Source organism: Mycobacterium sp. NTMscope_MAC_269, from assembly GCF_976985695.1.
This window is the reverse complement of the sequence record NZ_OZ335668.1, coordinates 4,046,158-4,072,530: the sequence shown is the minus strand read 5'-3', so window position 1 is coordinate 4,072,530 and position 26,373 is coordinate 4,046,158. Positions and strand designations below refer to the sequence as shown.

The window sequence follows — 26,373 nt, the reverse complement described above, 5'->3', positions numbered from 1 at the left end:
TGCTCACGACCACATACCGAGATTCATTGACATCGCGCCGGTGTAGTTGCCGTGCGCGGTCGTGGCCACCTTCTCGAGCTGCGCCAGCGCCTCGCGCATCATCGCCTCGCCGCGCACCCAGTGCTGATGCGCCTCGGCGTGGGCCGCGGCCGCCTGTCCTGTCCACGTGCCATGCAAACGCGTTACGCGAGAATCGATTTCGGCAATCATGTCTTCGGCATAGCGTTGGAACGCCGCCATCCGCTGCACCGCGTCGGCCAACGCCTGCGGATCAACCCGAAACGCCTCAGCCACCGCGCACCGCCCGCTCCGCCTGGGCGGACCCGGCCTCGTTGCTCTGATACGCCCCGCCGGCCTGGCCCACCAGCTGCGCCAACATCGACAACCCGAGCTCGACCTCGCGGGCCCCCTTGCGCCACAGCTCCCACGCCGACCCGTACGCCGTGCCCGCCGCGCCCTGCCAACCGCCCAACATCTGACCCACCTGATCATCGAGCTGGGACAGCTGGGCCGAAAGATGCTCGGCCGCACCGGTCAGCGAGGCGGCGGCGCCCTGCATCACTACCGGATCGACCCGCACCGTGTTGTCGGCCATAGGCGGAACATAACTCCTGGTAGGCGGCCCCACAAGTCGCTGATGACACACTGGTGCCCATGACCCAAGCGACCGGCCGGCCGCAGGTGGAGTTGCTGACCCGCGACGGGTGCACCATCTGCGAGCGCCTCCACGCCCGGCTGGTCGTTTTGGCCGGTGAACTGGGCTTCGAGCTGACGACGACCGACGTCGACGCCGCGGCCGCCGACGGCAACCCCGCGCTGCGGGCCGAGTTCGGTGACAGGTTGCCGGTGGTCCTGCTCGACGGCCGCGAACACAGCTACTGGGAACTCGACGAGCCCCGGCTGCGCGCGGACCTCGCCCGCTGACGAGGCGGCCAAGCGGCCGCGGGGCAATTATTTGGTAGCCCAGCTGATAAACGTTTACCGTGGACAGCAGTTCAGTTACTGGAGGATGCAAGGGAGCTGGCCAGGTGATGCTGCCGTGAGCGTCTTGCTCTTCGGGGTTTCGCACCGCAGTGCGCCGGTCTCCGTCCTGGAACAACTCAGCATCGACGAGTCCGATCAAGGCAAGATCGTCGACCGGGTGTTGCAGTCGCCGCTGGTGACCGAGGCGATGGTGCTGTCGACGTGCAACCGGGTCGAGGTCTATGCGGTGGTGGATGCGTTCCACGGCGGGCTCGCGGTGATCGGGCAGGTGCTGTCGGAGCATTCCGGGATGTCGATGACCGACATCACCAAATACGCCTACGTCCGCTACAGCGAGGCCGCCGTCGAGCATCTGTTCGCGGTGGCCAGCGGCCTGGATTCGGCGGTGATCGGCGAGCAGCAGGTGCTCGGTCAGGTGCGTCGCGCGTACGCCACGGCTGAAACCAACCGCACCGTCGGCCGCGTCCTGCACGAGCTGGCCCAACGCGCGCTGTCGGTCGGCAAGCGGGTGCATTCCGAAACCGCCATCGACGCCGCCGGCGCCTCCGTGGTGTCGGTCGCCCTGAACATGGCCGAACGCCGGCTGGACGGGCTGTCGGGCCGCACCGCCGTGCTGGTCGGCGCCGGTGCGATGGGCGCCCTGGCCGCTGGGCACCTGTCTCGCGCCGGCATTGGCCAGGTTCATGTGCTCAACCGGTCGCTTTCCCGGGCGCAGCGCCTGGTCCGCAAGATCCGCGAAACCGGTGTGCGGGCCGACGCGTTGCCGCTGGAGCAGCTGACCGACGTCCTGGCGGGCGCCGACGTCGTGGTCAGTTGCACCGGGGCGGTGACCCCGGTGATCTCCCTGGCCGACGTGCACCACGCGCTCGCCGCCGCCGATCGCGATGAAACGACCGACCCGCTGGTCATTTGCGACCTGGGCATGCCGCGCGACGTCGACCCTGCCGTGGCCGGGCTGCCCGGCGTCTGGGTCGTCGATGTGGACCGCGTCCAGCACGAGCCCTCCGCCCATGCCGCGGCCTCCGACGTCGACGCCGCCCGCACCATCGTGGCCACCGAAGTTGCTGCGTACCTGGCCGGCCAGCGGATGGCCGAGGTCACACCGACGGTGACGGCGCTGCGCCAGCGGGCCGCCGATGTGGTCGAAGCCGAGCTCCTGCGGCTGGACAACCGGTTGCCCGGGCTGGCCAGCGCGCAACGGGAAGAGGTCGCCCGCACCGTGCGGCGGGTGGTGGACAAGCTGCTGCACGCGCCGACGGTGCGCATCAAGCAGCTCGCCAGCGCCCCCGGGGGCGACAGCTACGCCGAGGCTTTGCGTGAGCTTTTCGAACTCGACCAGACCGCCGTCGACGCCGTCGCCGCGGGCGAATTGCCCGTCATAGCAAACGGATTCGACGCGGGCACCCCGCAGCAATCCGCCGAGTAGCCGATTGGCGAACGTGATCCGGATAGGCACCCGGGGCAGCCTGCTGGCCACCACCCAGGCCGGGGTCGTCAGAGACGCCCTCATCGCGCTGGGGCACCCGGCGGAGCTGGTGACCATCACCACCGCCGGGGACCGGTCGTCGGGACCCATCGAATCTCTGGGCGTGGGTGTCTTCACCACCGCACTGCGCGAGGCCATGGTTGAGGGCCGCGTGGACGCCGCGGTGCACTCCCATAAGGACCTGCCGACGGCCGACGACCCGAGGTTTGCTGTCGCGGCCATACCCCTGCGCAACGACCCCCGTGACGCGGTGGTCGCCCGCGACGGATTGGTGCTCGGGGAGTTGCCGCCGGGTTCGCTGGTGGGTACCTCCTCGCCACGCCGGGCCGCGCAGCTTAGAGCATTGGGTCTCGGTTTGGAAATCCGCCCCCTACGAGGCAACCTAGATACCAGGTTGAACAGGGTAAGCAGTGGTGATCTCGACGCGATCGTGGTGGCCCGGGCGGGTCTGGCCCGACTCGGTCGCCTCGATGACGTCACCGAGACGCTAGAGCCGGTGCAGATGTTGCCAGCACCGGCTCAGGGCGCGCTCGCCGTCGAATGCCGTGCCGGGGACACCCGGTTGGCGGCAGTGCTGGCGGAGCTGGACGACGCCGACACGCGTGCGTCGGTCACCGCGGAGCGAACTCTGTTGGCCGAACTGGAGGCCGGCTGCTCCGCACCGGTGGGCGCGATCGCTGAAGTGGTCGAGTCCATCGATGAGGAAGGCCGGATCTTCGAAGAGCTGTCGCTGCGCGGCTGCGTGGCGGCGCTGGACGGGTCCGATGTGATCCGCGCGTCCGGCATCGGCACTCCCGGTCGGGCACGAGAGCTTGGGCTTTCGGTGGCCGCGGAGCTGTTCGAGCTTGGCGCCCGAGAGCTGATGCGCGGAGCGCGGCAAGACCCGACGCGAGGAAATTAAGTGCGAGTTACGTGGGAGCGACAATGACGACGCGAGGGCGTAAGCCGACACCCGGCCGCATCACGTACGTGGGCTCCGGCCCCGGTGACCCGGGACTGTTGACGACCCGGGCCGCCACGGTGCTGACGAACGCCGCTCTGGTGTTCACCGACCCTGACGTGCCCGATGCGGTGCTGGCGCTGATCGGTAAAGACCTACCGCCGGTTTCCGGGCCGGCCCCGGCCGAGCCGGCCGCCTCCAGCGGCGATGGCGCCGACCAGGGCCAGACGCAGCCGGCGGTGATCTCCGGCGGCCCCGACATCCGCCCGGCGCTGGGTGACCCGGCCGAGGTGGCCAAGACATTGGCCCACGAGGCGCGGACCGGCGTCGACGTGGTGCGCCTGGTGGCCGGTGACCCGCTGACCGTCGACGCGGTCATCACCGAGGTCAATGCCATCGCGCGCAGCCACCTGCACATCGAGATCGTGCCGGGCCTGGCGCCCACCAACGCCGTCCCGACGTATGCGGGGCTGCCGCTGGGCTCCTCGCACACGGTGGCCGACGTGCGCGGTGACGTCGACTGGGAGGCGCTGGCCGCGGCGCCCGGACCGCTGATCCTGCAGGCCACGTCGTCGCATCTGGCCGACGCGGCGCGCACCCTGATCGAGCATGAGCTCGCCGAAAACACGCCGTGCGTGGTGACCGCGCAGGGCACCACCTGCCAGCAGCGTTCCATCGAGACGACGCTGCACGGCCTGACCGACTCGGCTGTGCTGGGCGGCACCGACCCGGCCGGTCCCCTGACCGGTCCGCTGGTGGTGACCATCGGCAAGACGGTGTCCAGCCGGGCGAAGCTCAACTGGTGGGAGAGCCGCGCCCTGTACGGCTGGACCGTGCTGGTGCCCCGCACCAAGGATCAGGCCGGCGAGATGAGCGAGCGGCTGACGTCCTACGGCGCGCTGCCGATCGAGGTGCCGACCATCGCCGTCGAGCCGCCGCGCAGTCCCGCCCAGATGGAAAGGGCCGTCAAGGGATTGGTCGACGGCCGCTTCCAGTGGGTGGTGTTCACCTCCACCAACGCGGTACGTGCGGTGTGGGAGAAGTTCGGTGAGTTCGGTCTGGACGCGCGCGCGTTCTCCGGGGTGAAGATCGCCTGTGTGGGCGAGTCGACCGCCGACCGGGTCCGGGCGTTCGGGATCAGCCCCGAGCTGGTGCCGGCCGGCGAGCAGTCCTCGCTGGGGCTGCTGGACGACTTCCCGCCCTACGACAGCGTTTTCGATCCGGTCAACCGGGTCTTGCTGCCGCGTGCCGACATCGCCACCGAGACGCTGGCCGAGGGTCTGCGCGAACGTGGTTGGGAGATCGAGGATGTCACCGCCTACCGGACGGTGCGCGCCGCGCCGCCGCCGGCGGAGACACGGGAGATGATCAAGACCGGCGGGTTCGACGCGGTGTGCTTCACGTCCAGCTCCACGGTGCGCAACCTGGTCGGTATCGCCGGCAAGCCGCACGCGCGCACGATCATCGCCTGCATCGGTCCCAAGACCGCCGAGACGGCCGCCGAGTTCGGTCTGCGGGTGGATGTGCAGCCCGAGACCGCCGCGGTCGGCCCGCTGGTCGACGCTTTGGCCGAACACGCCGCGCGGTTGCGCGCCGAGGGCGCGTTGCCACCGCCGCGCAAAAAGAGCCGCAGGCGCTAGTGGCGATCGCAAGCGCGGCGGAGCCGGGCGCATCGGGTCGCCACTCATGGGGACTGGGTGCGATCACAAGCGCGCTGCAGCGCGCGCAGCGGGTCGCCACTCAACGAGCATGAGTGTCTACCCGCGGCACCGTCCGCGTCGGCTCCGCTCAACCCCGGCGTTGCGCCGTTTGGTCGCGCAAACGTCCTTGGAGCCAAGGCATTTGGTGCTGCCGATGTTCGTCGCCGACGGCATCGATCAACCCCGGCCGATCGCCTCGATGCCGGGGGTGGTGCAACACACCCGCGACTCGTTGCGCAGCGCCGCCGCCAGTGCCGTCGCCGCCGGGGTGGGCGGGTTGATGCTGTTCGGTGTGCCGCGTGATGAGGACAAGGACTCGGTGGGGTCGGCCGGTACCGACCCCGACGGCATCCTCAACGTCGCCCTGCGTGACCTGGCCAAGGACCTCGGCGAGGCCACGGTGCTGATGGCCGACACCTGCCTGGACGAGTTCACCGACCACGGCCACTGCGGTGTCCTCGACGACCGCGGCCGGGTCGACAACGACGCGACCGTGGCCCGGTATGTGAAACTCGCTGTGGTGCAAGCCGAATCGGGTGCTCACGTGGTGGGCCCGAGCGGGATGATGGATGGTCAGGTGGGCGCGATACGCGACGGGCTGGACGCCGCCGGCCATACCGACGTGGCGATCCTCGCTTACGCCGCCAAGTTCGCGTCGGCGTTCTACGGCCCCTTCCGCGAGGCGGTCGGTTCCAGCTTGTCCGGAGACCGGCGCACCTATCAGCAGGACGCGGGCAATACCCGCGAGGCGCTCCGCGAAATCCAGCTCGATCTGGACGAGGGCGCCGACATCGTGATGGTGAAACCGGCGATGGGTTATCTGGACGTGGTGTCGGCGGCGGCCTCGATGTCGCCGGTGCCGGTGGCCGCCTATCAGGTGTCGGGGGAGTACGCGATGATTTGCGCTGCGGCCGCGAACAATTGGATCGACGAGCGCGCCGCGGCCCTGGAGTCGTTGACGAGCATCCGCCGCGCCGGAGCCGATATCGTTCTCACCTATTGGGCTGCGGATGCGGCAGGGTGGCTTTCGTGAGACGGGGCTTGCTGTGAGATCAGAGACGACCGGTAGCGATGCCCGAGCGAGGCCGTTGTTCTACGAACCCGGCGCCACCTGGTGGTGGGTGGCGTCCGGCCCGGCCTCGGCGGCGGCCATGGTCCTGGTCGAAATCTGGAGCGGCGCCAAGATCTCACTCGTGGTCCCCGCGATCTTCTTGGTCCTCGTCTCGGCCTTCGTCGGGTTGCAGGTCAAGGCGGCACGGATCCACGTCTCGGTCGAGCTCACCGAAGATGCCTTGCGGCAAGGCACCGAGACGATCTTGGTGCGCGAAATCGTCAGGGTGTATCCCGAGCCCGAGAACCACGAAGCCTCCGGCAAGGAGCTGGCACGCTGGCAGTCGGCGCGGGCGCTCGGTGAATTGGTCGGGGTGCCGCGCGGGCGCATCGGTATCGGCCTCAAGCTCACCAATGACCGCACCGCCCAGGCGTGGGCGCGTCGTCACCGCCAGCTGAGGGCGGCCCTGACCCCACTGGTCCAAGAGCGGGTCGAGCCCACCGGGACCGATCTCGTCGACGGGGATCGGGACGACGCCGCCGGCAACGAAGCGGGACCCGGGCAATGATCGTCAGCTATCGGGCGGTGGTCGAGCTCGTCGTGGCGGTCGTCGCGCTGGCGGGCTCGGGAATCAGCTGGACGCACTCGCACCACACGGTGGCCGTCGCACCGATCGCGGAGGGGCAGCCCTTCACCACGTCGGTGGTTTATGACCCGCAGCTGTTGCTGCTGACCCTGGTGCTGTTGACGAGCGCCGGTGTGCTGGCGGTCGTCGGCGTCGCCAGGCTGCGGCGCGCCCGCTCCGGCGCTACGACGTCTTCCTGACCAGCGGCAACGCCATCCGACGGCGGATCCTGATGGCGTCGGCCCGATCGCGCAGAGCCTCCTGAACCGAGCGCATCAGCGGGAAACTGTCGTCATGACCGGCGTCTTCCAGGGCCTCGGTTACCGCTGAGCTGGCCACCAGCGTCCACTCCACCCCGGCGGCCCGACAATCGGCGTCGAACGCGTACAACAACGAAATACCGGCCTCAGCAAATTGACTGACATCGGCGACGTCGAGGACCAACGGGTTTTCCCCGAGCGTGAAACGCCGAATGTGGTGACTGACGCGGTCGACATTGGCGTCGTCGATTTCGCCGCGGATATGGACCACCGTCGCCAGGTGGCGGTAGTGCGCGCGCACCTGGGCGCCGTCGCACTCGAACACGCAGTTGTCGTGGCGACTCTCGGTGCCTGCGATCGTCATGAGGACCCCTCACTCTCCGTGCCGCTCGCGCTGGCCTTGGGGGCGCGCCTCCCGCTCACCAAAGCTGCCTTGAACGCTAGGCCGCAAGCCTAAGGAGACCGGTAGCCGCGCTTAACTCTTTGCTAAGAAGCAAATGCGGGTTCTCCGTGGAGCAAACCTTCGTCATCGGTGTCGAGCGCTCCGGGCGCCCCTGAAGGCCGTGTGCCACACCACAACCGTCCACGCATGTCGGCGATTGCGCTGCTAGGCTGCCATGGCTGCCGGTTGCTAGTCGGGGGGCTTGCGAAATGGCGAGATCGCCCGCTCAGCCGATAGCAGGAGAACGGAACGGCAGAATCCAGACGGGAAGAGCAGCGTGCGGGGCGGAGAGATCCGGGGCGAAATCAAGGCCCTGACGGGACTCCGTATCGTCGCGGCGCTGTGGGTGGTGCTGTTTCACTTCCGGCCGATGCTCGGCGACGCGTCGCCCGATTTCCGCGATGCGCTGGCCCCCATCCTCAACTGCGGCGCCCAGGGCGTCGACCTCTTCTTCATCCTCAGCGGGTTCGTGCTGACGTACAACTATCTCGACCGGATGGGCCGTTCGTGGTCGACCCGCGCCACCCTGCATTTCCTGTGGCTGCGGCTGGCCCGGGTATGGCCGGTGTATCTGGTCACGTTGCACCTCGCCGCCCTGTGGGTGATCTTCACGCTGCATGTCGGCCACGTGCCGTCGCCGGACGCCGCTTCGCTCACCGCGATCAGCTATGTGCGCCAGATCCTGTTGGTGCAGTTGTGGTTTGTGCCGTTCTTCGACGACTCGAGCTGGGACGGGCCGGCCTGGTCGATCAGTGCGGAATGGCTGGCGTACGTGCTCTTCGCCCTGCTGGTGTTGGTGCTGCTGCGGATGAAGCAGGCGACGCGGGCGCGCTGCCTGATGGTGCTGGCGTTCGCGGCGTCGCTGCCACCGGTGGTGATGCTGCTGGCCAGCGGGCACTTCTACACGCCGTGGAGCTGGCTGCCGCGGATCGTCACGCAGTTCACCGCCGGCGCCCTGGCCTGCGCCGCCGTCCGCAGATTGCGGCTGACCGACCGTGGCCGCCGCGCCGCAGGGTACATCTCGCTGCTTCTCCTGGCCGCCATGGTGGGCGTCCTGTATTGGTTTGGGGCGCACCCGATATCCGGTGTGGTGGAAAACGACAGCGGCGGCGTCGTCGATGTCTTGTTCGTTCCGCTGGTCATCTCGCTGGCCGTCGGCCTGGGGAGCCTGCCGCGGGTGTTGTCGACCCGGGTGATGGTGTACGGCGGACAGATCTCGTTCTGCCTGTACATGGTTCACGAATTGGTGCACACGTCCTGGGGTTGGGCCGTGGAACAATTCGAGCTCGCCACGCAGGACAACCCGTGGAAATGGAACGTCATCGGGCTGCTCGCGATTTCCGTGGTCCTGTCGATCGTGCTGTATCACGCCGTCGAAGAGCCCGCCCGCCGCTGGATGCGCAAGATGGTCGATGTCAGGGCCGTGAACGCGCGAAGTGATCCTGGCGAGTCGACGAACGGCAAGCCGCATCCGATCGACCGTCCGCTGGAAGCGATTTCGGTCCGCGCGGTGTGATGGCCGCTTTTGCGCCCGGCCGCGAATCGCGGGCAGTATTCGATGAGAACACGGCGGCAGCAGACCATGCCGTTGACAGTGGAGGTAAGAGTGAGTCGTCTGGCCACCTTTCTCATTGGGTTGAGCTTTCTGGGGGGCGTGGGCATCGCATACCCGGCGCACGTGCGCACTTACGAGACGCTGACGCTCGACTTCCGGCTGAATCACCTGGCAGTCATCGGGGATTCGTACACCACCGGCACCGATGAGGGCGGACTGGGCGCTCGGTCATGGCCGACGCGCGCCTGGCAGACCCTCGGCGCGCGAGGTTCGCGGGTGTCGGCCGATGTTGCCGCCGAGGGACGCGCCGGTTATGGCATGCCCGGCGACCACGGCAGCATGTTCGAGGACCTGACCGCGAGGGCGGTCAAGCCCGACGACGCGCTGGTGGTGTTCTTCGGCTCCCGCAATGACCAGGGTGTCGATCCCCTTTTCCTGACCGAAAAGACGCACGCCGCTTTGGATCTCGCGCGCCGGCTCGCACCCGCCGCGCGGTTGCTGGTGATCGGGCCGCCCTGGCCGACCGCCGACGTCCCGCCCTCGATGTTCCTCATCCGCGACATCCTCGGCGGCGCGGCGAGTGCGGCAGGGGCGACGTTCATCGACCCGATCGCCGAGCACTGGTTCGTCGGCCGGCCCGACCTGATCGGCGCCGACGGCGTGCACCCGAACGACGCGGGGCACCAGTACATGGCGGACAAGATCGCGCCGCTGATCCGCACTCAGCTGTCGACCTAGATGGGCGCTCTAGTCCTCCGCGTGCCGCTCGTAGTCCCACCGCTCCAGGCGATCTTGCAGGTGGAGCAGGCCGACTCCCGCGAAGGGCGCGGCGACTGCGATGCAGACCAGCAGCAGTGGAGACATGTCTTTAAAACCTCCGAAAACCCTTCACTGATCTGACGTTCGCCCGCCACGAGAAGTTCATTGCCGTTCACCCGCCCGCCGTGGCGCGGTCCGCCAAGGTGTCCATCACCGGCGCCAGCAGTCGCGCGTATTCGGTCGTCACGTGGTTGTCGTCGCGGAACACCAGGGTGTTGCCGACGATCAGCGGGCAGCGGTCGGGGGAGCAGAACAGGTCGGTCAGATCGGCGTAGTGCCCGCCGTTGGCGACGGTCGCGGCGCGCTCGGCGGCGATCCCGTCGTCGTTGACGGCCACGGATCGCGTTGGCGCACAAGCGGTTACGTCGTCGAGGTGGGCCGACAGGCAGGTCGGTGCGGACGCATGCGGATCGGCGACCGGCCCTAGCACCAGGACGGTGGCGCCGCTGTCGCGCAACTGCGCCACGGTGCGCCCCAGGGTGTCGATCCACGCCGGATCGTAGGAGCTGAAACCGAAGTCCCCGCCGTAGCGACGGCTCATGTCCAGCACCACCAGGCGCGGATGTTCGGCGTTCATCCGGGCCATGATCTGCGCGCGCCACTGCTCGCATTCGGTGTACTCGCGACCCAGATAGGGGCTCACGATGTGCAGGTCCTGTAGCGGGCAGGTCACTTTGGCCAGCGTCTCCAGCCGCCAGTGCCGCTGCTCGGCGAGCTGCTCGAAAGCCGGGTTCCACATGGCGGCGTGCGAGTCGCCGATCAGGGCCACGGTGGTCGGCGAGCCGGTGTCGCCGGTCGCGCACTCGCTTTGGCCGACATCGCGCCAGGACCGCACGCAGCCGTTGACGAACACGGCGGCCTTGTCGCCCGGCGCCTGGGCCAGCGGCGGATCGAGGTTCGACGGGACGGCGCGCAGGTCGGCGGCCCCCGCGAGTATGACGCGCGCCTGGTCGAATGCCTGACGCACCGCCGCCTCCTGGGGGCTGACGGCGGGGACGCCGGCCGGGGGCGCCGCGACGATGTTGGCCCGCGGGGCCGCAACCCCATGGCCTACCGGCGCGGGAATCACGTTGAGCAGCAGCATGCATGCGCAGGCGGTGGCGGCGCTGGCACCGCCCGCCACCGCCAGGCTGACTTTCGCCGAGCGGCGCAGCGCCGCGGCGAAGCGGCCGGGGTTCTCCACCAGATGCAAGGTGATGACGGCCAGCCCGGCGGACACGGCCGTCGCGCTCAGCCTGGCCGGCAGCCCCGGCGGCTCGCCGAGTAGCGCCGGCATCAGCAGCAGCACCGGCCAGTGCCACAGGTACCACGAGTAGGAGATGCGGCCGATGGCCCGCATCGCCGGGCGGCACAGCAGCCGGCCGGGCCCGAGCCCGCCGGTGACGGCGCCGCCGCCGATGATCAGCGCGGTGCCCAGCACGGGCAGCAGCGCCTCGACGCCGGGATAGGGGGTGTGGGCGTTCAGCTGGGTGCAGGTCAGCAGGATCAACGCCAGGCCGCCCCAACCGGCGATCGACGCGGTCAGCAGCGACAGCCGGCGCCACTGCTGGATCGACAGGGCCACCAGGCCGCCGGCCGCCAGTTCCCAGGCCCGCGTCGGCAGCGAGAAGAACGCCCACGATGGCGACGTGCGGGTCCACAGCGCGCCGGCCGTCAACGACGCGGCGGCGACCACCGCAAGCACCACCGCGTACGGCGCCGCGCGCTTCGCGGCGCCACGCAGGAGCGGGATGCGCCGGACCAACCACGCGGTGGCGATGATCAGCACCGGCCACACCAGGTAGAACTGCTCCTCGACGCCGAGCGACCAGTAGTGCTGGAACGGCGATGGCGCCTCGGCGCTCAGATAGTCGGTGCCGCGCAGGGCGAAGCGGTAGTTGCCGACGTACAGGGCGCTGGCAATGCCGTCGAGGAACACGCTGCGGGCCTGCAGCGGCGGCAGCACCGCCGCGGCGGCGATCGCGGTGACGGTGCCGACGATGGCCGCGGCCGGCAGCAGCCGGCGGGCGCGCGCACCGTAAAACCGGCCCAGCGCAACGGTATTCGTGGCGGCCGCTTCCCGAAAGAGCAGACCGGTGATGAGGAAGCCGGAGATGACGAAGAAGACATCCACCCCGATGTAGCCGCCGCTGACCCCGGGTATGCCCGCGTGGTAGAGCACGACGGCGATCACCGCGACCGCGCGCAGTCCCTCGATGTCGGGCCGGAATCCCCTTCGGGAAGTCCGCCGCTCCACGTGGTGTGGGCTGCCGGCGACTGATTCCTCCCGAAGTGTCATCGTGGGCTCAGGTCGCCATCCAGGCCAGTTCGCCGGGTAGTTGGCTGCGCCAATAGGCGACGTCGTGACCGCCGAGCGAGAAGCTGCCCGCTGGCTGCGTCTTCAACTGGTAGACGAATTGCTTTGTGGCGAAGTAGAAGCGGTCGAAGTTGCCGCAATCCACCCGCAGCGGAATCGAATTCAGCGCCGGTTGACCCATCACGCTGTTCTGCACGAAGTCCTCGTTGCTGTCGAAGGCGCCCGGGGCGCTCGTCGCGTAGGAGGTATACAGGGCCGGGCTGATCGCGCAGATGCCGGCGGTCCGTGATGGTCCCAGCTTGGCGCCCAGGCGAAGCGCCCCGTAGCCGCCCATCGACCACCCCATGAAGCCGACCCGGGAGGTGTCGAAACCCATCGTGGACAGCATGGGCAGCAGCTCGTCGAGCACCATCGCGCCGGAGTCCTCGCCGGAAGTCCTTTTGTGCCAATAGGTGTTGCCGCCGTCGACGCCGACGACCGCGAACGGCGGCTTGCCGTCTTTGGCCAGCCGGGCCAGCCCGTCGGGGACGCCCATGTCGATCATCTGGTTGGCGTCGCCGTCCACACCGTGCAGCGCGATCACCGGCCGCAGCATCTTGGTCTGGCCGGGCGGCATCGCGATCACATAGTTGGTCTTGATGCCCCCGCGGGCCGCCGACACGAAGGACCCGGTGAGCCTGTTCGGCAGGGTGCTGCCCGCCGCCGGCGGCTCGAACGGGGCCGGCGCTTGCGGCAGCGTCGCGGCGCGCGACGTCTCCGGAGCCAGCAGCGAGCTGAAGGCGAACACGCCGGCGGCTCCGAGGCTGGCACCGGCGCCCATCCGGAGCACCGCCCGGCGTGTGAGGTCAGGCATGATCGCAATGATGCCGCCCGAAGCGGGGATTACCCGCCGAGCCACGCCGTATTGGAAGCATTGTGTGATCTGGCGTGACCTTTCGGTCACGAAGCGGTGATCTTTCGCGCCAGACCGGTTCACATCGTAGCGGCGGCGATGACGGTTGCCACCACCGGAAACGTTGCGATCGTATTGCCTTCTGGCGCAGCGCGAGACCCGGTCCCAGAGGGGATGCGATCTCGAAAATGCCGCTGGGCTGGTGTCGCGGCGCCCGATGTGCTGTGGTTAACCATGGCCGGCACTTCGCAACTGCGCCAAGGGCTATCGCAACGCCAACTCAGCATGATCGCCCTCGGTGGCGTGATCGGTGCCGGCTTGTTCGTCGGGTCGGGTGTCGTGATCAAAGACACCGGGCCGGCCGCATTTTTGACCTACGCCCTGTGCGGCCTGCTCGTCGTCCTGGTCATGCGGATGCTCGGCGAGATGGCGGCCGCGAACCCGTCGACGGGATCGTTCGCCGACTACGCGGCCAAAGCTCTGGGTCGCTGGGCGGGGTTTTCGGTCGCCTGGCTGTATTGGTACTTCTGGGTGATCGTGGTGGGCTTCGAGGCGGTCGCCGGCGGAAAAGTCCTCACCTACTGGCTTCACGCACCCCTGTGGTTGTTGTCGCTGGGTCTGATGGTCTTGATGACCGCGACCAACCTCTTCTCCGTGACGTCGTTCGGCGAGTTCGAATTCTGGTTCGCCGGAATCAAAGTCGCGGCCATCGCCGTCTTCCTTGCCGTCGGCGCGGCGTACGTCCTGGGTGTGCTGCCCGGCCACCACGGGGGACTGGCCAATCTGCACTCACACGGCGGATTCTTTCCCCACGGCGTGGGCGCGGTGTTCGCCGCCATCGTGGTGGTGATCTTTTCGATGGTGGGCGCCGAGATCGTCACCGTCGCCGCGGCGGAAAGCCGCGACCCCGAGCTCGCGGTCCAAAAAGCGACCAGATCGGTCGTGGCGCGCATCGGGATCTTCTTCGTCGGTTCGGTCTTTCTGCTCGTGGTGATCCTGCCGTGGGACTCCGTGCAACGCGGCGCCTCGCCGTATGTGGCCGCGCTCAAGCACATGGGACTGCCTGGAGCGGATCAGGTGATGAATGCGGTCGTGCTCACCGCGGTGCTGTCCTGTTTGAACTCCGGGCTGTACACGGCGTCGCGCATGCTGTTCGTGCTCGCCGATCGCGGCGAGGCGCCGATGCGGTTGGTCAAACTGAGCGGCCGCGGCGTTCCCCACCTCGCGATCCTGTGTTCGTCGGCCGTCGGATTCGTGTGCGTCATCATGGCGTGGGTCGCACCCCACACGGTATTCCTGTTCCTGCTCAACTCATCTGGCGCCGTCATCTTGTTCGTCTACTGGCTGATCGCGCTGTCGCAGATCGTCCTGCGCCGCCGCACGCCCGCGGAAAAACTGACGGTGAAGATGTGGTTCTTCCCGGTGCTGTCACTGATCACCCTGACCGGAATCACTGCGGTGCTGGTGCAGATGGCCTTCGATCGCACGGCGCGCAGCCAGCTCTGCCTCAGCCTGCTGTCCTGGGCGATGGTGATCGGCATCTACTTCGTCACGCGCGGCCGCGCTCGGCTCAGCAGCGGGGTACGGCTAACTGAAAAGCGCTAGCGCATAAGCTATTAACTCACATGTCGGGCCTGGCCGAGGCCGCCGTGACCCTGTGACGGCGAAAGCCCGGCGAAATCAGCCCCACCGCCGTTCGGTCGCCTTGATCACGGCGGTCAGCGTCGCGTTCACCGGCGCCGCCACGCCCACCCGAGCGCCCTGGCGTGGCACCGCGCCGTTGATAACGTCGATCTCGCTGACCCGGCGGGCTTCGTGGTCCAGCAGGGCCGACGGTTTGGCGTCCGGCATCTGCGCGCCGAAGGCGCGAACGTGGGCGACGGGGTCGGTGACGGCGACCGCGATGCCCGACGCGCGGGCGACGGTCCAGGCTTCGGTCGCGGCGGCCTGGCTGACCGGCCCCATCTCCGGGTCGTCCATCACCTGGCCGACGGTCATGCCGGTCAGCGCGCACGGCGCGCTGTAGGCGGCATTGCAGATGAGCTTCTCCCATTGCATGGCAGCGATGTCGGTGACCGCGGCGGCGTCGAACCCGGCGTCGGCCCAGGCCCGCGCGATCGCTTCGACCGTCGCATGCGGCAGCGACGAATACGCGCCGAAGCGCATAGCGCGCATGGCGTTGTGATGCACGCGACCCGGGGCCACGCGAGATGCGCCGAACCCGCTGGCGATCCCGACGGCGACCCGCTCGGCGCCGACGATGCCCGCGACGACCTCCGCCGACCCCAACCCGTTCTGGATGGTCAGCACCGGGGTGGCGGCGCCGAGCATCGGAAGGGCTTGCCGCGCACCAACACTCACGTCGGCCGCCTTGACCGCCAGCACGATCAAATCCATCGGCTCGTCCGGAGCGGTGGTGCTCGCCCGCAGCGCCACCACGCGGTCATAGCCCGGGCCGGTGACCCGCAGGCCCTCGCGGCTGATCTGTTCGATGCTGGGCTCGTGGCGGTCGATGGCCAGCACGTCGTTACCCGCGCCCGCCAGCCTGGCGGCATAGATGGAACCCATTGCTCCGCAACCGATCACCGCGATCTTCATCCTGGCCCTCCAGTCAGCTCCGCGATCAGGTCGGCCAGGCCGGCCTGCTGTTCGAGCCCGAACCCGGCTGCGTCCGTCGGCGCGATGCGACCGTCCGACACCACGCAGGCCTCCGAATAGCCGCCGAACGGCGCGAACACTCCGGGATAGGCCTCACACCCGCCCAGGCCGAGCCCAGCGGCGACGTGCAGGTTGATCAGGTGCCCGCCGTGCGGGAAGGCGAAGCGGCGATCGAAACCCCGGTCTTCCAGGACGCCGAGCATCCGCAAGTACTCGCCCAGTCCGTAGCTCAGGCCCGGATCCATCTGGAAGACATCATGATTGGGCCGCATACCCCCGTAGCGGACCAGGTTGGTCACGTCCGGCACCGAGAACAGGTTTTCGCCGGTGGCCACCACGCCGTCGTAGCAGTCCGTCACCGCGTGGTGCAGCGCGTAGTCCAACGGGTCGCCCGGCTCCTCGTACCAGCGCAGGCCGTAGGGGGCCAGCGCGGCCGCCCAGCGGGTGGCCTCGTTCCGGTCGAAGCGGCCGTTCGCGTCGACGGCGACCCGGCCCGCGTCGGCGACGGTGTCGATGACGGCCTCGATGCGCGTCAGGTCCTCGCCGAGCGCGGCGCCGCCGATCTTCATCTTGACCGCGTCATAGCCCAGGTCGAGGTACCCGCGCATTTCGCGGCGCAGCTGATCGGCGCCGCCCTGCGCGTAGTAGTAGCCGCCGGCGGCATACACCGGCACCGCCGGCGCGGGTTCTCGCCCGGCGTGGCGGGCGATGGTCACGCACGCGGGCTCGTCGCGCAGTTTGGCGTTCAGGTCCCAGCACGCCAGTTCCAGCGCTCCTGCCGCGGCCGCCCGGTCCCCGTGGCCGCCGGGTTTCTCGTCGGTCAGCGCGCGGGCCACGACCGCGGCAGGGTCGAGGAACCCGGACGCATCCAGCAGCGAGTCGGGGGGCGCGGCCAGCACCCGCGGGATCATCCGGTCGCGCAGGATCCCGCTCTGGGCGAACCGCCCGATCGAGTTGAACGCCACGCCGGCCACGGGCCGCCCGCGCCGGATCACATCGGTGATCACCGCGACCAGCGAGACGGTATGGGCGGAGAAGTTGACCACCGCGTTGGCGGGCCCGCCGCGCCCACCGCTGTCGAGGCCGACCGCCCGCTCGACGATCGCCTCGATCCGCATCGCCCGCGGTGTCAGGACGCCAGGGTGAGCAACACCGCTTGCTCGAACGGCAGCCTGGCGAAAACCCGTCGCACCCCGGGCGTCACGTACGCGGCCGCTTCCGCCTTGGTGACCACGTGCGGATCGGCGATCTCCACGGTCTTGCCCCGGCTGCGCAGGCGCCCGCCGCCCGCCGCGGTCAGGTTCTTCAGCCAATCCCGGTCGGGGCCGTAGGTGAGCAGGATCGCCACCCCGGGTTTGCCGTTGACCTCGGTGCTGAACACGTTGATTGGTGTGCGATACGGCTTGCCGGAGCGCCGCCCGACGTGCTCCACGATCCCGAACGACGGGAGCCAGCCGGCCCACATCCGCTGAATCGGGTTGGTGACGTGACGGTTGAACCGGGCAAGTCCTTGTGGGAGCTGCATCCCCTTATCCAACTCGCAGGCGCCGGGCCAGGACAACCCCGATACCCGTCCTGCTACACCCTGTAGTTGAACGGTCCGCGAAGGCTGGGACACTGGTCGGCATGGGAAGCAGTGATCGGGCGACCGCGCACGCCACCGGGAACCCCCGGGCCACGGCGGCGTCGGCGCGGCTGTTCGAGGACGCCTGCGCCGTCATTCCCGGTGGGGTGAATTCTCCCGTTCGCGCGTTCACGGCGGTGGGCGGGACGCCGCCGTTCATCACGCAGGCCCGCGGGTGCTGGCTGACCGACGCCGACGGCAACCGCTACGTGGACCTGGTCTGCTCGTGGGGCCCGATGATCCTGGGCCACGCCCACCCCGCCGTGGTCGACGCCGTCGCCACGGCCGCCGCCTCGGGCCTGTCGTTCGGGGCGCCCACCCCGGCGGAGAGCGAGCTGGCCGCCGAGATGATCGGGCGGGTGGCGCCGGTGGAACGGATCCGGCTGGTCAACTCCGGCACCGAGGCCACCATGAGCGCGGTGCGCCTGGCCCGCGGCTTCACCGGCCGGGCCAAGGTCGTCAAGTTCTCCGGCTGCTACCACGGCCATGTCGACGCTCTGCTCGCCGACGCGGGCTCCGGGGTGGCCACCCTGGGTCTGCCGTCCTCGCCGGGCGTCACCGGGGCGACGGCGGCCGACACTATTGTGTTGCCCTACAACGACATCGACGCCGTACGCCAGACGTTCGCCCGGTTCGGCGACGAGATCGCCGCGGTGATCACCGAAGCCAGCCCCGGCAACATGGGGGTGGTTCCCCCCGCGGCCGGTTACAACGCGGCGCTGCGGGCGATCACCGCCGAACACGGCGCTCTGCTGATCATCGACGAGGTGATGACGGGTTTCCGGGTCAGCCGAAGCGGTTGGTACGGAATCGATCCCGTCGACGCCGACCTGTTCACCTTCGGGAAGGTGATGAGCGGCGGCTTGCCCGCCGCCGCCTTCGGCGGGCGGGCCGAGGTGATGGAGCGGCTGGCGCCGCTGGGCCCGGTGTATCAGGCCGGCACCCTGTCGGGAAACCCCGTCGCGATGGCCGCCGGGTTGGCGACCCTGCGCAACGCCGACGCCGCCGCCTACGCCGCGCTGGACGCCAACGCGGATCGCCTGGCCGGGCTCTTCTCCGAAGCCCTGACGAACGCCGGTGTGGCACACCAGATTCCGCGTGCCGGCAACATGCTCAGCGTGTTCTTCTCGGAAACGCCGATCACGGACTTCGCCGCCGCCCGGGCCAGCCAGACGTGGCGCTATCCACCGTTCTTTCATGCGCTGCTGGACGCGGCTGTCTACCCGCCGTGCAGCGCCTTCGAGGCGTGGTTCGTCTCGACCGCGCTGGACGACGGCGCCTTCGACCGGATCGCCGACGCCCTGCCGGCCGCGGCGCGGGCCGCCGCCGAAGCCGAGGAGGGGACATTCTGATGGCCGAACAAACCCGGGTACACGTCGTGCGGCACGGCGAGGTGTACAACCCGAGCGGCATCCTCTACGGGCGGCTGCCCGGGTTTCACCTGTCCGAGACGGGCCGGGAGCAGGCGGCCGCGGTGGCCGGCGCGCTCGCGGGCCGCGACATCGTCGCGGTGATCGCTTCGCCCCTGCAGCGCGCCCAGGAAACCGCCGCGCCCATCGCCGCCGAGCACGGCCTCCCCGTCGACAGCGACCCGGACCTGATCGAGTCCGCCAACTTCTTTCAGGGCCGCCGCGTCAGCCCCGGCGACGGCGCCTGGCGCGACCCGCGGGTGTGGTGGCAGCTGCGCAACCCGTTCCGGCCGTCCTGGGGCGAGCCCTATGCCGAGATCGCGGCGCGCATGGAGACCGGCGTGGACAAGGCCCGCGCCCGTGGCGCCGGCCACGAGGTGGTGTGCGTGAGCCACCAGCTGCCGGTGTGGACGCTGCGCCTGCACCTGACCGGTCAGCGGATGTGGCACGACCCGCGGCGCCGCCAATGCGGCCTGGCGTCGGTGACGACCCTGGTCTACGACGGCGACCGGCTGGCCGGCGTCGAGTACTCCGAGCCGGCGGCTCCATGACCGCGTCGCGACGATGCAGAGCGAAGCGATGAGGAGGAGCGGCGCCATGATGGCCCCGTGGCGACGGGCGATGGCCGGGGCCCTGCTGACGAGCCTGCTCGCCGGCTGCTCCTCCGGCCATGACGCGGTCGCCCAGGGCGGCACCTTCGAATTCGTCTCGCCCGGGGGCAAGACCGACATCTACTACGATCCGCCGTCCAGCCGGGGCCGCCCCGGCCCGCTGTCGGGCCCCGACCTCGCCGACCCCGCCCACACGATGTCGCTGGACGACCCGATCTTCGCCGGCCGGGTTGTGGTCATCAACATCTGGGGGCAGTGGTGCGGGCCGTGTCGCGCCGAGGTCACCCAGCTGCAGCAGGTGTATGACGCCACCCGCGGGGCCGGCGTGTCCTTTCTCGGCATCGACGTCCGCGACAACAACCGGCAGGCGGCGCTGGACTTCGTCAACGACCGCCATGTCACGTTTCCGTCGATCTACGACCCGGCCATGCGCACCCTGATCGCGTTCGGCGGCAGGTACCCCACCACCGTGATCCCGTCCACGCTGGTGCTGGACCGCCAGCACCGCGTCGCGGCGGTCTTCCTGCGCGAAATGCTGGCGGCCGACCTGCAGCCGGTGGTGCAGCGATTGGCCCGGGAATGACCGGCTTCACCCAGATAGCCGCCGCCGGACCACTCCTGGTGGCGCTGGGCGCGTGCCTGTTGGCCGGGCTGGTGTCGTTCGCCTCGCCCTGCGTGGTGCCGCTGGTGCCCGGGTACCTCTCGTACCTGGCCGCCGTCGTGGGCGTCGACGAGTTGGACGGCGCCGGCGCCGGCCAAAGCCCAGTCAAAGCCCCGCCGGGCGCGCGCTGGCGGGTCGCCGGTTCGGCGGCGCTGTTCGTCGCCGGGTTCACCACGGTGTTCGTCCTGGGCACCGTTGCCGTGCTCGGCATGACGACCACGCTGATCACCAACCAGCTGCTGCTGCAGCGGGCCGGCGGTGTGCTGACCATCGTGATGGGGCTGGTGTTCGTCGGGCTCATCCCGGCCTTGCAGCGCCAGGCTCGCTTCAGCCCGCGGCAGCTGACCACGGTCGCCGGGGCCCCGGTGCTGGGCGCGGTATTCGCGTTGGGCTGGACGCCGTGCCTGGGGCCGACGCTGGCCGGCGTGATCACCGTCGCCTCGGCCACCGACGGCGCCAGCGTGGCGCGCGGGATCGTGCTGGTGATCGCGTACTGCCTGGGCCTGGGAATCCCGTTCGTGCTGTTGGCATTCGGCTCGGCGGGAGCGGTGGCAGGCCTGTCCTGGCTGCGCCGCCACACCCGGGCCATCCAGGTGTTCGGCGGCCTGCTGCTGATCACCGTCGGCGCCCTGCTGGTCACCGGCGTGTGGAACGACTTCATCTCCTGGCTGCGCGACGCGTTCGTGTCCGACGTGAGGCTCCCGATTTGAGGCAGCTCCTCGCCTGGACGCGCAACACCTGGCGCGCGCTGACCTCGATGGGCACCGCGCTGGTGCTGCTGTTCCTGCTCGCGCTGGGCGCGATCCCCGGCGCGCTGGTGCCGCAGCGCAGCCTCAACGCCGGCAAGGTCGACGACTACCTCAAAGCCCACCCGGTGATCGGGCCCTGGCTCGACCGGTTGCAGGCCTTCAACGTGTTCTCCAGCTTCTGGTTCACCGCCATCTACGTGCTGCTGTTCGTGTCCCTGGTCGGCTGCCTCACCCCACGGATGATCGAGCACGTCCGCAGCCTGCGGTCCATCCCCGTCGCCGCCCCGCGCAACCTCGCCCGGCTGCCCAAGCACGCCAGCCACCAGATCCAGGCCGGCGCCGAGGAACTCAACACCCTGGCGAACGCGATCACCGAACGGCTGCGCGGCTGGCGCACCGCCATCCGCCACGACGACGACGACGCGGCCGCCTCGGAAGCCGTGGAGGTGTCGGCGGAAAAGGGCTACCTGCGCGAATTCGGCAACATCGTCTTTCACTTCTCGCTGCTGGGCCTGCTGGCCGCGGTGGCCGTCGGCAAGCTGTTCGGCTACGAGGGCAACGTGATCGTCATCGCCGACGGCGGCCCCGGCTTCTGTTCCGCGTCGCCGGCCGCGTTCGACTCGTTCCGGGCCGGCAACACCGTCGACGGCACCTCGCTGCACCCGCTGTGCATCCGGGTCGACGACTTCGTGGCCCACTACCTGCCCTCGGGGCAGGCCACCTCGTTCGCGGCGAACATCGCCTACCAGTCCGGCGAGGACCTGGCCGCCGACACCTGGCGGCATTACCGGCTGGAGGTCAACCACCCGCTGCGGCTCGGCGGTGACCGGGTGTACCTGCAGGGGCACGGCTATGCGCCCACGTTCAGCGTCACGTTCCCCGACGGGCAGGTCCGCACCTCGACCGTGCAATGGCGACCCGACAATCCGCAGACCCTGCTCTCGTCGGGCGTGGCCCGCATCGATCCGCCGGCCGGCAGCTATCCCACTGCCGCGGAGCGCCGCCAGCATCAGATCGCGATCCAGGGTCTGCTGGCCCCGACCGAGCAGCTGGACGGCACGCTGCTGTCGTCGCGGTTCCCGGCCCTGAACGCCCCCGCGGTGGCCGTCGACATCTACCGCGGCGACACCGGCCTGGACACCGGACGCCCCCAGTCGCTGTTCACCCTGGATCCCCGGCTGATCGAGCAGGGCCGGTTGACCAAGGAGAAGCGGGTCAACCTGCGCGCGGGCCAGGCGGTCCGGATCGACCAGGGGCCGGCGGCGGGCACCGTGATCCGTTTCGTCGGCGCCGTGCCGTTCGTCAACCTGCAGGTCTCCCATGACCCGGGCCAGACCTGGGTGCTGGTGTTCGCGATCACGATGATGGGCGGCCTGTTGGTGTCGCTGCTGGTGCGCCGCCGCCGGGTGTGGGTCCGTCTGACGCCCGACGCCGGCGGGGCACCCGGTACGGTGAACGTCGAGCTGGGCGGGCTGGCGCGCACCGACAACTCCGGGTGGGGCGACGAGTTCGAGCGATTGACCGAGCGGATGTTAAACGGACTGGGCGAGGCCGGCCGCGCCGAGACGCCCCCCGCGTCCCAAAGGAGTTCTCAGGTGGACGTCACATGAACACGCTGCACGTCAACGTCGAGCTGGCGCGCTACTCGGACTGGGCGTTCACGTCGGCCGTCGTCGCGCTGGTCATCGCGCTGCTGCTGCTGGCCTTCGAGCTGGCGTATGCCGGCGGGCGCCGCGCGGAGCATCGCGATCGGGTGCTGGCCGGTGCGGTCGGCGCCGACTCCGCCACCCCGGGCGTGGTCGAGGAAGCGCCCGGGCGTCCGATCGACGAGCGTGTCGGGCGGGCCGGGTTGTCCGTGGTGTACCTGGGCATCGGCCTGCTGTTCGCCTGCCTGGTGCTGCGCGGCCTGGCCACGGTGCGGGTGCCGTGGGGCAACATGTACGAATTCATCAACCTGACCTGCCTGTGCGGATTGATCGCCGGGGCGGTCGTGCTGCGCCGGCCCCAATACCGCCCGCTGTGGGTCTTTCTGCTGCTGCCGGTGCTGATCCTGCTCACGGTGTCCGGGCGCTGGCTCTACACCAACGCCGCGCCGGTGATGCCCGCGCTGCAGTCCTACTGGCTGCCCATCCACGTGTCGGTCGTCAGCCTGGGATCCGGGGTGTTCCTGGTCGCCGGAATCGCCAGCATCCTGTTCCTGTTGCGCACGTCGCGATTGGGGGAGCCCGGCACCCAGAGCGCCGTGGCGCGGCTGGTGCGGCGCTTCCCGGACGCGGAAACCCTGGACCGCATCGCCTACCGGACCACGATCTTCGCGTTCCCGGTCTTCGGATTCGGGGTCATTTTCGGGGCCATCTGGGCCGAAGAAGCCTGGGGCAGGTATTGGGGCTGGGACCCGAAAGAGACCGTGTCCTTCGTCGCGTGGGTGATTTACGCCGCCTACCTGCACGCCAGGTCGACCGCCGGATGGCGGGACCGCAAAGCCGCCTGGATCAACGTCGCGGGATTTGTGGCGATGGTCTTCAATTTGTTCTTCGTTAATCTGGTGACTGTCGGCCTGCATTCTTATGCGGGCGTCGGGTGAGAGCGAACAACCGCCCCGAATAACGCACACAACGAAATAGCGCACGACAAAGCGCACAACAAGGGGGAATGCAGTGTCCGAGCATCCAACGGCGGGCGTGGGGGCCCCCGAACAACCAACCACGCAAATTCCCCCACAGACGTCATCGGCGGCCGAACCGCAGCCGGAGTCGGGCGGCTCAGGTGCCGAAGCCCCGACCCGCGCCTTCGCCGGATTTCGGACCGAACGCCGCGGCCCCGGCTCCGAGCACCAGGAGGCGGCCCCGCCCACCGCGCCCCGGCCCGGCGCCATGCCGCCGTGGGACTCCACCCCGGTGACCGGCATCCCGCGCGTGGACCCGACGGCCTACGGCGCCTACTACGCCGGGCCGGACGCCCCGCCCACCCAGATCCAGGGGGCGCCGCATCGTCCCGAGCACCTGCCGCACACGCCGTATCCGGAGTTGTCCACCGGCATGTTGTTGCGGCCGGTCCAGCCGCCGCCGTCCGACGGGTGGCGCCTGCTGCTCTACAAGATGTCCGGCGGGCTGATCAACCTGGGCGAAAGCCCACGCGCCAGCCGCTACAACAATCTGGTCGCGCAGGTGAATCGGCCGTTGCGGGGCTCGTATCGGGTGGCGTTTTTGTCGCTGAAGGGCGGCGTCGGCAAGACGACGATCGCCGCGACGCTGGGCGCCACCTTCGCCTCCATCCGCGGTGACCGAGTGGTGGCCGTGGACGCCAACCCCGACCGCGGCACGCTGAGCCAGAAGATCCCGCTGGAGACGGCCGCGACGGTGCGTCAGCTGCTGCACGACGCGGGGACCATCGAGCGCTACAGCGACGTGCGCCGCTACACCTCGAAGGGCCCCAGCGGTCTGGAGGTGCTCGCCTCGGAGACCGATCCCGCCATCTCGGAAGCGTTCAGCGCCGAGGACTACGGGCGGATCCTGGACATCCTGGAACGGTTCTACGGCCTGGTGCTCACCGACTGCGGTCCCGGCCTGTTGCACTCGGTGATGACGTCGGTGCTGGACAAGGCCGACGCCCTGGTCGTGGTCAGCTCGGCCTCCATCGACGGCGCGCGCAGCGCGTCGGCCACGCTGGACTGGCTGGACGCCCACGGGCACGAAGACCTGGTCCGCAATTCGATCGCGGTCATCAACGGGGTGCGCCCGCGCCCCGGCAAGGTCGACATGAACAAGGTGATCGAGCACTTCTCGCGGCGTTGCCGCGCGGTCCAGCTGGTGCCGTTCGACCCGCACCTGGAGGAGGGCGCCGAGATCGATCTGGAGCGGTTGCGCCGGCCGACCCGCGAGGCACTCACCGAGCTGGCCGCCATCGTCGCCGACGGCTTCCCCGGCGACCAGCGCAACCCGGGCGTCCTGGGCTAGCGCGGCGGGCCGGGCGCAGCGGGCCGCCGCCATCGCGCTAGCTATAGGTACCTAGCGCGGGTTGTTGTCGCCGTGGCCCAACCGCCGCAGGAAATCCGGATCGTCGTCGGGCCCGATGACGCGCGTCTTCGGTCGATGAACCTGGGACCGCGCGGCACGCCAGCCGACGTAGATCAGCGTTCCCAAAATCACGACGAGCAGCAGGTAGAGCACGCAACACCTCCTTCGGGCGAATATACCCGCGCCGTAGGCTTTGGCTGTGTCACAAGAAGGTAGCGACAACAGCACTGGGGGCCCCGGACACGACGCCGGCGGCACAAGCACCGAAAACCACGTCGTCGTCCCTGTCTTGGCATACATGGCGGCGCGGTTGCTGCTGGCGGTCGTGCTCACCGCCGTGATCTACGGCGTCGCGCGGCTGGCCGGCATCACGCAGTTCCCCCTCGTGGTGGCCGCGCTGTTCGCTCTGATCATCGCGATGCCGTTGGGCATCTGGGTGTTCGGGCCGCTGCGGCGCCGCGCCACCGCGGCGCTGGCGATCGCCGGCGAACGGCGCCGACGGGAGCGTGAGATGCTGCAGGCCCGGCTGCACGGGGACGCGGCGCCCGACGAGCCGCGCGAGGACGGGTGAGGGCTCAGCCGTTGGGCAGCCGGACGACCTGGGCGGCATAGCTCAGGCCTGCGCCGTAACCGATCAGCAGGGCCAGGTCGCCGGCCTTGGCGGCCCCGGTCCCCAGCACCTCGGCCATGGCCAACGGGATGGACGCCGCCGAGGTGTTTCCGGTGTGCTCGATGTCGTTGGCCAGCACCGCGTCCGGCCGCAGCTCGAGGCTCCTGGCCAAAATCTCGTTGATTCGGCTGTTGGCCTGGTGCGGCACGAAGACGTCGATCTCGTCGGGCCGGATTCCCGCCGCGTCCATGGCCTGCTGGCCGACCTTGCCCATCTCGAATGCCGCCCACCGGAACACCGCGCTGCCCTCGAGCCGCAGGTACGGGCGCTCGCCGGTGCGGTTGTCCAGGAAGTCGATCCACTCGATGTCCTGACGGATGGCTGTGGCCTGGCTGCCGTCGCTGCCCCAGACGGTCGGCCCGATGCCCTGCGTGGGCGTCTCGCCCACCATGACTCCGGCCGCGCCGTCGGCGAAGATGAAGCAGTTGCTGCGGTCCTGCATGTCCACGGTGGGTGACAGCTTTTCCGAGCCCAGGACCAGCACCTTGGCGGCCGTCCCGCCGCGAACCATGTCGGCCGCGACGCCGAGCGCGTAGCCGAAGCCGGCGCACCCGGCCGAGACGTCGAAGGCGGGCACGCCACCCGCGCCCAGCGCCGTCGCGACCGCCGGCGCGCACGCGGGGGTCTGCGTGAAATGGGTGCTGGTGGCGACGATGACGCAATCGACGTCGGACGGCTCGAGGGACGCCTTGGCGATGGCCTCCTGGCCGGCCGCGGTCGCCATCGAGGTGACGGATTCGTCGCGCGCGGCGAACCGGCGCGTCTTGATCCCGGTCCGCGAAAAGATCCACTCGTCGGAGGAGTCGATGTTTTCGCAGAGCTCGTCGTTGGTCACCACGCGTTCGGGACGGTATGACCCGACGCTGAGCAGGCCGATGTTGGTGGGCCCGCTGGTCGCGGAAATCTGCTTCATTGCGGTCCTTCG

The 26,373-nt window shown here is 69.5% G+C and carries 28 protein-coding genes; 18 read left to right on the top strand and 10 right to left on the bottom strand.

From position 1 onward, the window contains the following. Positions 1-3: 3 nt before the first annotated feature. Both ACZ50Z_RS19235 and ACZ50Z_RS19230 read right to left on the bottom strand, forming a co-directional pair. Positions 4-294, bottom strand: a complete 291-nt coding sequence (locus ACZ50Z_RS19235; protein ID WP_464484958.1) for a WXG100 family type VII secretion target — start codon at positions 292-294, stop codon at positions 4-6. Next, a complete protein-coding gene (locus ACZ50Z_RS19230; RefSeq protein ID WP_464484957.1) occupies positions 287-595 on the bottom strand; it encodes a WXG100 family type VII secretion target in 309 nt (102 codons plus the stop codon). Before ACZ50Z_RS19230 ends, ACZ50Z_RS19235 begins: the two co-directional genes overlap by 8 nt. Before the next feature lie 59 nt (positions 596-654). Between ACZ50Z_RS19230 and ACZ50Z_RS19225 the strand changes: the two genes are divergently transcribed. The 7 genes from ACZ50Z_RS19225 (at position 655) to ACZ50Z_RS19195 (ending at position 6,986) form a co-directional block, all read left to right on the top strand. Continuing rightward, complete coding sequence (locus ACZ50Z_RS19225; protein ID WP_464484956.1) at positions 655-924, top strand: glutaredoxin family protein; 270 nt, start codon at positions 655-657, stop codon at positions 922-924. 115 nt (positions 925-1,039) lie between these two features. Next, entirely contained in the window at positions 1,040-2,410 is a 1,371-nt protein-coding gene (locus ACZ50Z_RS19220; protein ID WP_464484955.1) for a glutamyl-tRNA reductase, read from the top strand. Between the two features lie 13 nt (positions 2,411-2,423). Beyond that, entirely contained in the window at positions 2,424-3,371 is a 948-nt protein-coding gene (gene hemC / locus ACZ50Z_RS19215; RefSeq protein WP_464486318.1) for a hydroxymethylbilane synthase, read from the top strand. A 23-nt stretch (positions 3,372-3,394) separates the two neighbouring features. Then, complete coding sequence (locus tag ACZ50Z_RS19210) at positions 3,395-5,050, top strand: bifunctional uroporphyrinogen-III C-methyltransferase/uroporphyrinogen-III synthase (protein ID WP_464484954.1); 1,656 nt, start codon at positions 3,395-3,397, stop codon at positions 5,048-5,050. Between the two features lie 109 nt (positions 5,051-5,159). After that, positions 5,160-6,143: a porphobilinogen synthase gene (gene hemB / locus ACZ50Z_RS19205; RefSeq protein ID WP_464484953.1), complete on the top strand. Its 984-nt coding sequence runs from the start codon at positions 5,160-5,162 to the stop codon at positions 6,141-6,143. 55 nt (positions 6,144-6,198) lie between these two features. Next, a complete protein-coding gene (locus ACZ50Z_RS19200; RefSeq protein ID WP_464486317.1) occupies positions 6,199-6,729 on the top strand; it encodes a DUF3093 domain-containing protein in 531 nt (176 codons plus the stop codon). Then, positions 6,726-6,986: a hypothetical protein gene (locus ACZ50Z_RS19195; protein WP_464484952.1), complete on the top strand. Its 261-nt coding sequence runs from the start codon at positions 6,726-6,728 to the stop codon at positions 6,984-6,986. Before ACZ50Z_RS19200 ends, ACZ50Z_RS19195 begins: the two co-directional genes overlap by 4 nt. Here ACZ50Z_RS19195 and ACZ50Z_RS19190 read toward each other — a convergent pair. Beyond that, the gene (locus ACZ50Z_RS19190; RefSeq protein WP_464484951.1) at positions 6,970-7,410 is read right to left on the bottom strand and encodes an STAS domain-containing protein; all 441 of its coding nucleotides are present in this window, start codon (positions 7,408-7,410) and stop codon (positions 6,970-6,972) included. The two genes, ACZ50Z_RS19195 and ACZ50Z_RS19190, sit on opposite strands and share 17 nt — an antisense overlap. A 355-nt stretch (positions 7,411-7,765) precedes the next feature. On the opposite strand from ACZ50Z_RS19190, the gene ACZ50Z_RS19185 reads away from it, so the two are divergent. After that, complete coding sequence (locus ACZ50Z_RS19185; RefSeq protein WP_464484950.1) at positions 7,766-9,004, top strand: acyltransferase family protein; 1,239 nt, start codon at positions 7,766-7,768, stop codon at positions 9,002-9,004. 90 nt (positions 9,005-9,094) lie between these two features. Beyond that, a complete protein-coding gene (locus ACZ50Z_RS19180) occupies positions 9,095-9,781 on the top strand; it encodes an Rv0518 family GDSL lipase (protein ID WP_464484949.1) in 687 nt (228 codons plus the stop codon). Between the two features lie 193 nt (positions 9,782-9,974). Here ACZ50Z_RS19180 and ACZ50Z_RS19175 read toward each other — a convergent pair whose 3' ends face one another. Beyond that, positions 9,975-12,098, bottom strand: coding sequence for an acyltransferase family protein (locus ACZ50Z_RS19175; protein WP_464486316.1), 2,124 nt, complete (start codon positions 12,096-12,098; stop codon positions 9,975-9,977). A 49-nt stretch (positions 12,099-12,147) separates the two neighbouring features. After that, complete coding sequence (locus tag ACZ50Z_RS19170) at positions 12,148-13,011, bottom strand: alpha/beta hydrolase (RefSeq protein WP_464484948.1); 864 nt, start codon at positions 13,009-13,011, stop codon at positions 12,148-12,150. Between the two features lie 273 nt (positions 13,012-13,284). Here ACZ50Z_RS19170 and ACZ50Z_RS19165 point away from each other — a divergent pair, with 273 nt between their 5' ends. Beyond that, the gene (locus ACZ50Z_RS19165; protein ID WP_464484947.1) at positions 13,285-14,655 is read left to right on the top strand and encodes an amino acid permease; all 1,371 of its coding nucleotides are present in this window, start codon (positions 13,285-13,287) and stop codon (positions 14,653-14,655) included. Positions 14,656-14,730: 75 nt separating this feature from the next. On the opposite strand, the gene ACZ50Z_RS19160 is transcribed toward ACZ50Z_RS19165, so the two are convergent. From ACZ50Z_RS19160 to ACZ50Z_RS19150, 3 genes are read right to left on the bottom strand one after another with little or no spacing between them, the layout of a single operon-like run. Continuing rightward, positions 14,731-15,648, bottom strand: coding sequence for a ketopantoate reductase family protein (locus ACZ50Z_RS19160; protein WP_464484946.1), 918 nt, complete (start codon positions 15,646-15,648; stop codon positions 14,731-14,733). Then, the gene (locus ACZ50Z_RS19155) at positions 15,645-16,826 is read right to left on the bottom strand and encodes an enolase C-terminal domain-like protein (protein WP_464484945.1); all 1,182 of its coding nucleotides are present in this window, start codon (positions 16,824-16,826) and stop codon (positions 15,645-15,647) included. The genes ACZ50Z_RS19160 and ACZ50Z_RS19155 overlap by 4 nt, the downstream gene beginning before the upstream one ends. A gap of 11 nt (positions 16,827-16,837) precedes the next feature. Further along, on the bottom strand, positions 16,838-17,233 hold the full coding sequence (locus tag ACZ50Z_RS19150) for a nitroreductase family deazaflavin-dependent oxidoreductase (RefSeq protein ID WP_464484944.1): 396 nt from the start codon (positions 17,231-17,233) through the stop codon (positions 16,838-16,840). Positions 17,234-17,334: 101 nt separating this feature from the next. Between ACZ50Z_RS19150 and hemL the strand changes: the two genes are divergently transcribed. The 7 genes from hemL (at position 17,335) to ACZ50Z_RS19115 (ending at position 24,718) form a co-directional block, all read left to right on the top strand. Beyond that, complete coding sequence (gene hemL / locus ACZ50Z_RS19145) at positions 17,335-18,684, top strand: glutamate-1-semialdehyde 2,1-aminomutase (protein ID WP_464484943.1); 1,350 nt, start codon at positions 17,335-17,337, stop codon at positions 18,682-18,684. Further along, complete coding sequence (locus tag ACZ50Z_RS19140) at positions 18,684-19,292, top strand: histidine phosphatase family protein (RefSeq protein ID WP_464484942.1); 609 nt, start codon at positions 18,684-18,686, stop codon at positions 19,290-19,292. The genes hemL and ACZ50Z_RS19140 overlap by 1 nt, the downstream gene beginning before the upstream one ends. Before the next feature lie 49 nt (positions 19,293-19,341). Then, the gene (locus ACZ50Z_RS19135) at positions 19,342-19,935 is read left to right on the top strand and encodes a TlpA disulfide reductase family protein (RefSeq protein WP_464486315.1); all 594 of its coding nucleotides are present in this window, start codon (positions 19,342-19,344) and stop codon (positions 19,933-19,935) included. Continuing rightward, positions 19,932-20,723: a cytochrome c biogenesis CcdA family protein gene (locus tag ACZ50Z_RS19130; RefSeq protein ID WP_464484941.1), complete on the top strand. Its 792-nt coding sequence runs from the start codon at positions 19,932-19,934 to the stop codon at positions 20,721-20,723. The genes ACZ50Z_RS19135 and ACZ50Z_RS19130 overlap by 4 nt, the downstream gene beginning before the upstream one ends. A gap of 47 nt (positions 20,724-20,770) precedes the next feature. Next, positions 20,771-22,372: a cytochrome c biogenesis protein ResB gene (locus ACZ50Z_RS19125; RefSeq protein ID WP_464486314.1), complete on the top strand. Its 1,602-nt coding sequence runs from the start codon at positions 20,771-20,773 to the stop codon at positions 22,370-22,372. Next, on the top strand, positions 22,369-23,346 hold the full coding sequence (gene ccsB / locus ACZ50Z_RS19120; RefSeq protein WP_464484940.1) for a c-type cytochrome biogenesis protein CcsB: 978 nt from the start codon (positions 22,369-22,371) through the stop codon (positions 23,344-23,346). Before ACZ50Z_RS19125 ends, ccsB begins: the two co-directional genes overlap by 4 nt. Before the next feature lie 73 nt (positions 23,347-23,419). Continuing rightward, on the top strand, positions 23,420-24,718 hold the full coding sequence (locus ACZ50Z_RS19115; RefSeq protein ID WP_464484939.1) for a MinD/ParA family ATP-binding protein: 1,299 nt from the start codon (positions 23,420-23,422) through the stop codon (positions 24,716-24,718). 51 nt (positions 24,719-24,769) lie between these two features. Here ACZ50Z_RS19115 and ACZ50Z_RS19110 read toward each other — a convergent pair whose 3' ends face one another. Continuing rightward, positions 24,770-24,931 carry a hypothetical protein gene (locus ACZ50Z_RS19110; protein WP_156660575.1) on the bottom strand — a complete coding sequence of 54 codons (162 nt, stop codon included), beginning with the start codon at positions 24,929-24,931 and terminating at the stop codon, positions 24,770-24,772. 46 nt (positions 24,932-24,977) lie between these two features. On the opposite strand from ACZ50Z_RS19110, the gene ACZ50Z_RS19105 reads away from it, so the two are divergent. Continuing rightward, positions 24,978-25,349, top strand: coding sequence for a DUF4229 domain-containing protein (locus ACZ50Z_RS19105; protein ID WP_464484938.1), 372 nt, complete (start codon positions 24,978-24,980; stop codon positions 25,347-25,349). Between the two features lie 4 nt (positions 25,350-25,353). On the opposite strand, the gene ACZ50Z_RS19100 is transcribed toward ACZ50Z_RS19105, so the two are convergent. Next, positions 25,354-26,361 carry a beta-ketoacyl-ACP synthase III gene (locus ACZ50Z_RS19100; RefSeq protein WP_464484937.1) on the bottom strand — a complete coding sequence of 336 codons (1,008 nt, stop codon included), beginning with the start codon at positions 26,359-26,361 and terminating at the stop codon, positions 25,354-25,356. Positions 26,362-26,373: the final 12 nt, after the last annotated feature.

Bases quoted from the DNA above. Each gene is read 5' to 3' on its own strand.
- ACZ50Z_RS19165 (WP_464484947.1), top strand. From the start codon at position 13,285: ATGGCCGGCACTTCGCAACTGCGCCAAGGGCTATCGCAACGCCAACTC.
- ACZ50Z_RS19170 (WP_464484948.1), bottom strand. From the start codon at position 13,011: ATGCCTGACCTCACACGCCGGGCGGTGCTCCGGATGGGCGCCGGTGCC.
- ACZ50Z_RS19155 (WP_464484945.1), bottom strand. From the start codon at position 16,826: ATGCGGATCGAGGCGATCGTCGAGCGGGCGGTCGGCCTCGACAGCGGT.
- hemB (WP_464484953.1), top strand. From the start codon at position 5,160: ATGAGTGTCTACCCGCGGCACCGTCCGCGTCGGCTCCGCTCAACCCCG.
- ACZ50Z_RS19225 (WP_464484956.1), top strand. From the start codon at position 655: ATGACCCAAGCGACCGGCCGGCCGCAGGTGGAGTTGCTGACCCGCGAC.
- ACZ50Z_RS19210 (WP_464484954.1), top strand. From the start codon at position 3,395: ATGACGACGCGAGGGCGTAAGCCGACACCCGGCCGCATCACGTACGTG.
- ACZ50Z_RS19135 (WP_464486315.1), top strand. From the start codon at position 19,342: ATGGCCCCGTGGCGACGGGCGATGGCCGGGGCCCTGCTGACGAGCCTG.
- ccsB (WP_464484940.1), top strand. From the start codon at position 22,369: ATGAACACGCTGCACGTCAACGTCGAGCTGGCGCGCTACTCGGACTGG.
- ACZ50Z_RS19140 (WP_464484942.1), top strand. From the start codon at position 18,684: ATGGCCGAACAAACCCGGGTACACGTCGTGCGGCACGGCGAGGTGTAC.
- ACZ50Z_RS19130 (WP_464484941.1), top strand. From the start codon at position 19,932: ATGACCGGCTTCACCCAGATAGCCGCCGCCGGACCACTCCTGGTGGCG.
- ACZ50Z_RS19230 (WP_464484957.1), bottom strand. From the start codon at position 595: ATGGCCGACAACACGGTGCGGGTCGATCCGGTAGTGATGCAGGGCGCC.
- ACZ50Z_RS19190 (WP_464484951.1), bottom strand. From the start codon at position 7,410: ATGACGATCGCAGGCACCGAGAGTCGCCACGACAACTGCGTGTTCGAG.
- ACZ50Z_RS19195 (WP_464484952.1), top strand. From the start codon at position 6,726: ATGATCGTCAGCTATCGGGCGGTGGTCGAGCTCGTCGTGGCGGTCGTC.
- ACZ50Z_RS19125 (WP_464486314.1), top strand. From the start codon at position 20,771: ATGGGCACCGCGCTGGTGCTGCTGTTCCTGCTCGCGCTGGGCGCGATC.
- ACZ50Z_RS19100 (WP_464484937.1), bottom strand. From the start codon at position 26,361: ATGAAGCAGATTTCCGCGACCAGCGGGCCCACCAACATCGGCCTGCTC.
- hemL (WP_464484943.1), top strand. From the start codon at position 17,335: ATGGGAAGCAGTGATCGGGCGACCGCGCACGCCACCGGGAACCCCCGG.
- ACZ50Z_RS19150 (WP_464484944.1), bottom strand. From the start codon at position 17,233: ATGCAGCTCCCACAAGGACTTGCCCGGTTCAACCGTCACGTCACCAAC.
- ACZ50Z_RS19160 (WP_464484946.1), bottom strand. From the start codon at position 15,648: ATGAAGATCGCGGTGATCGGTTGCGGAGCAATGGGTTCCATCTATGCC.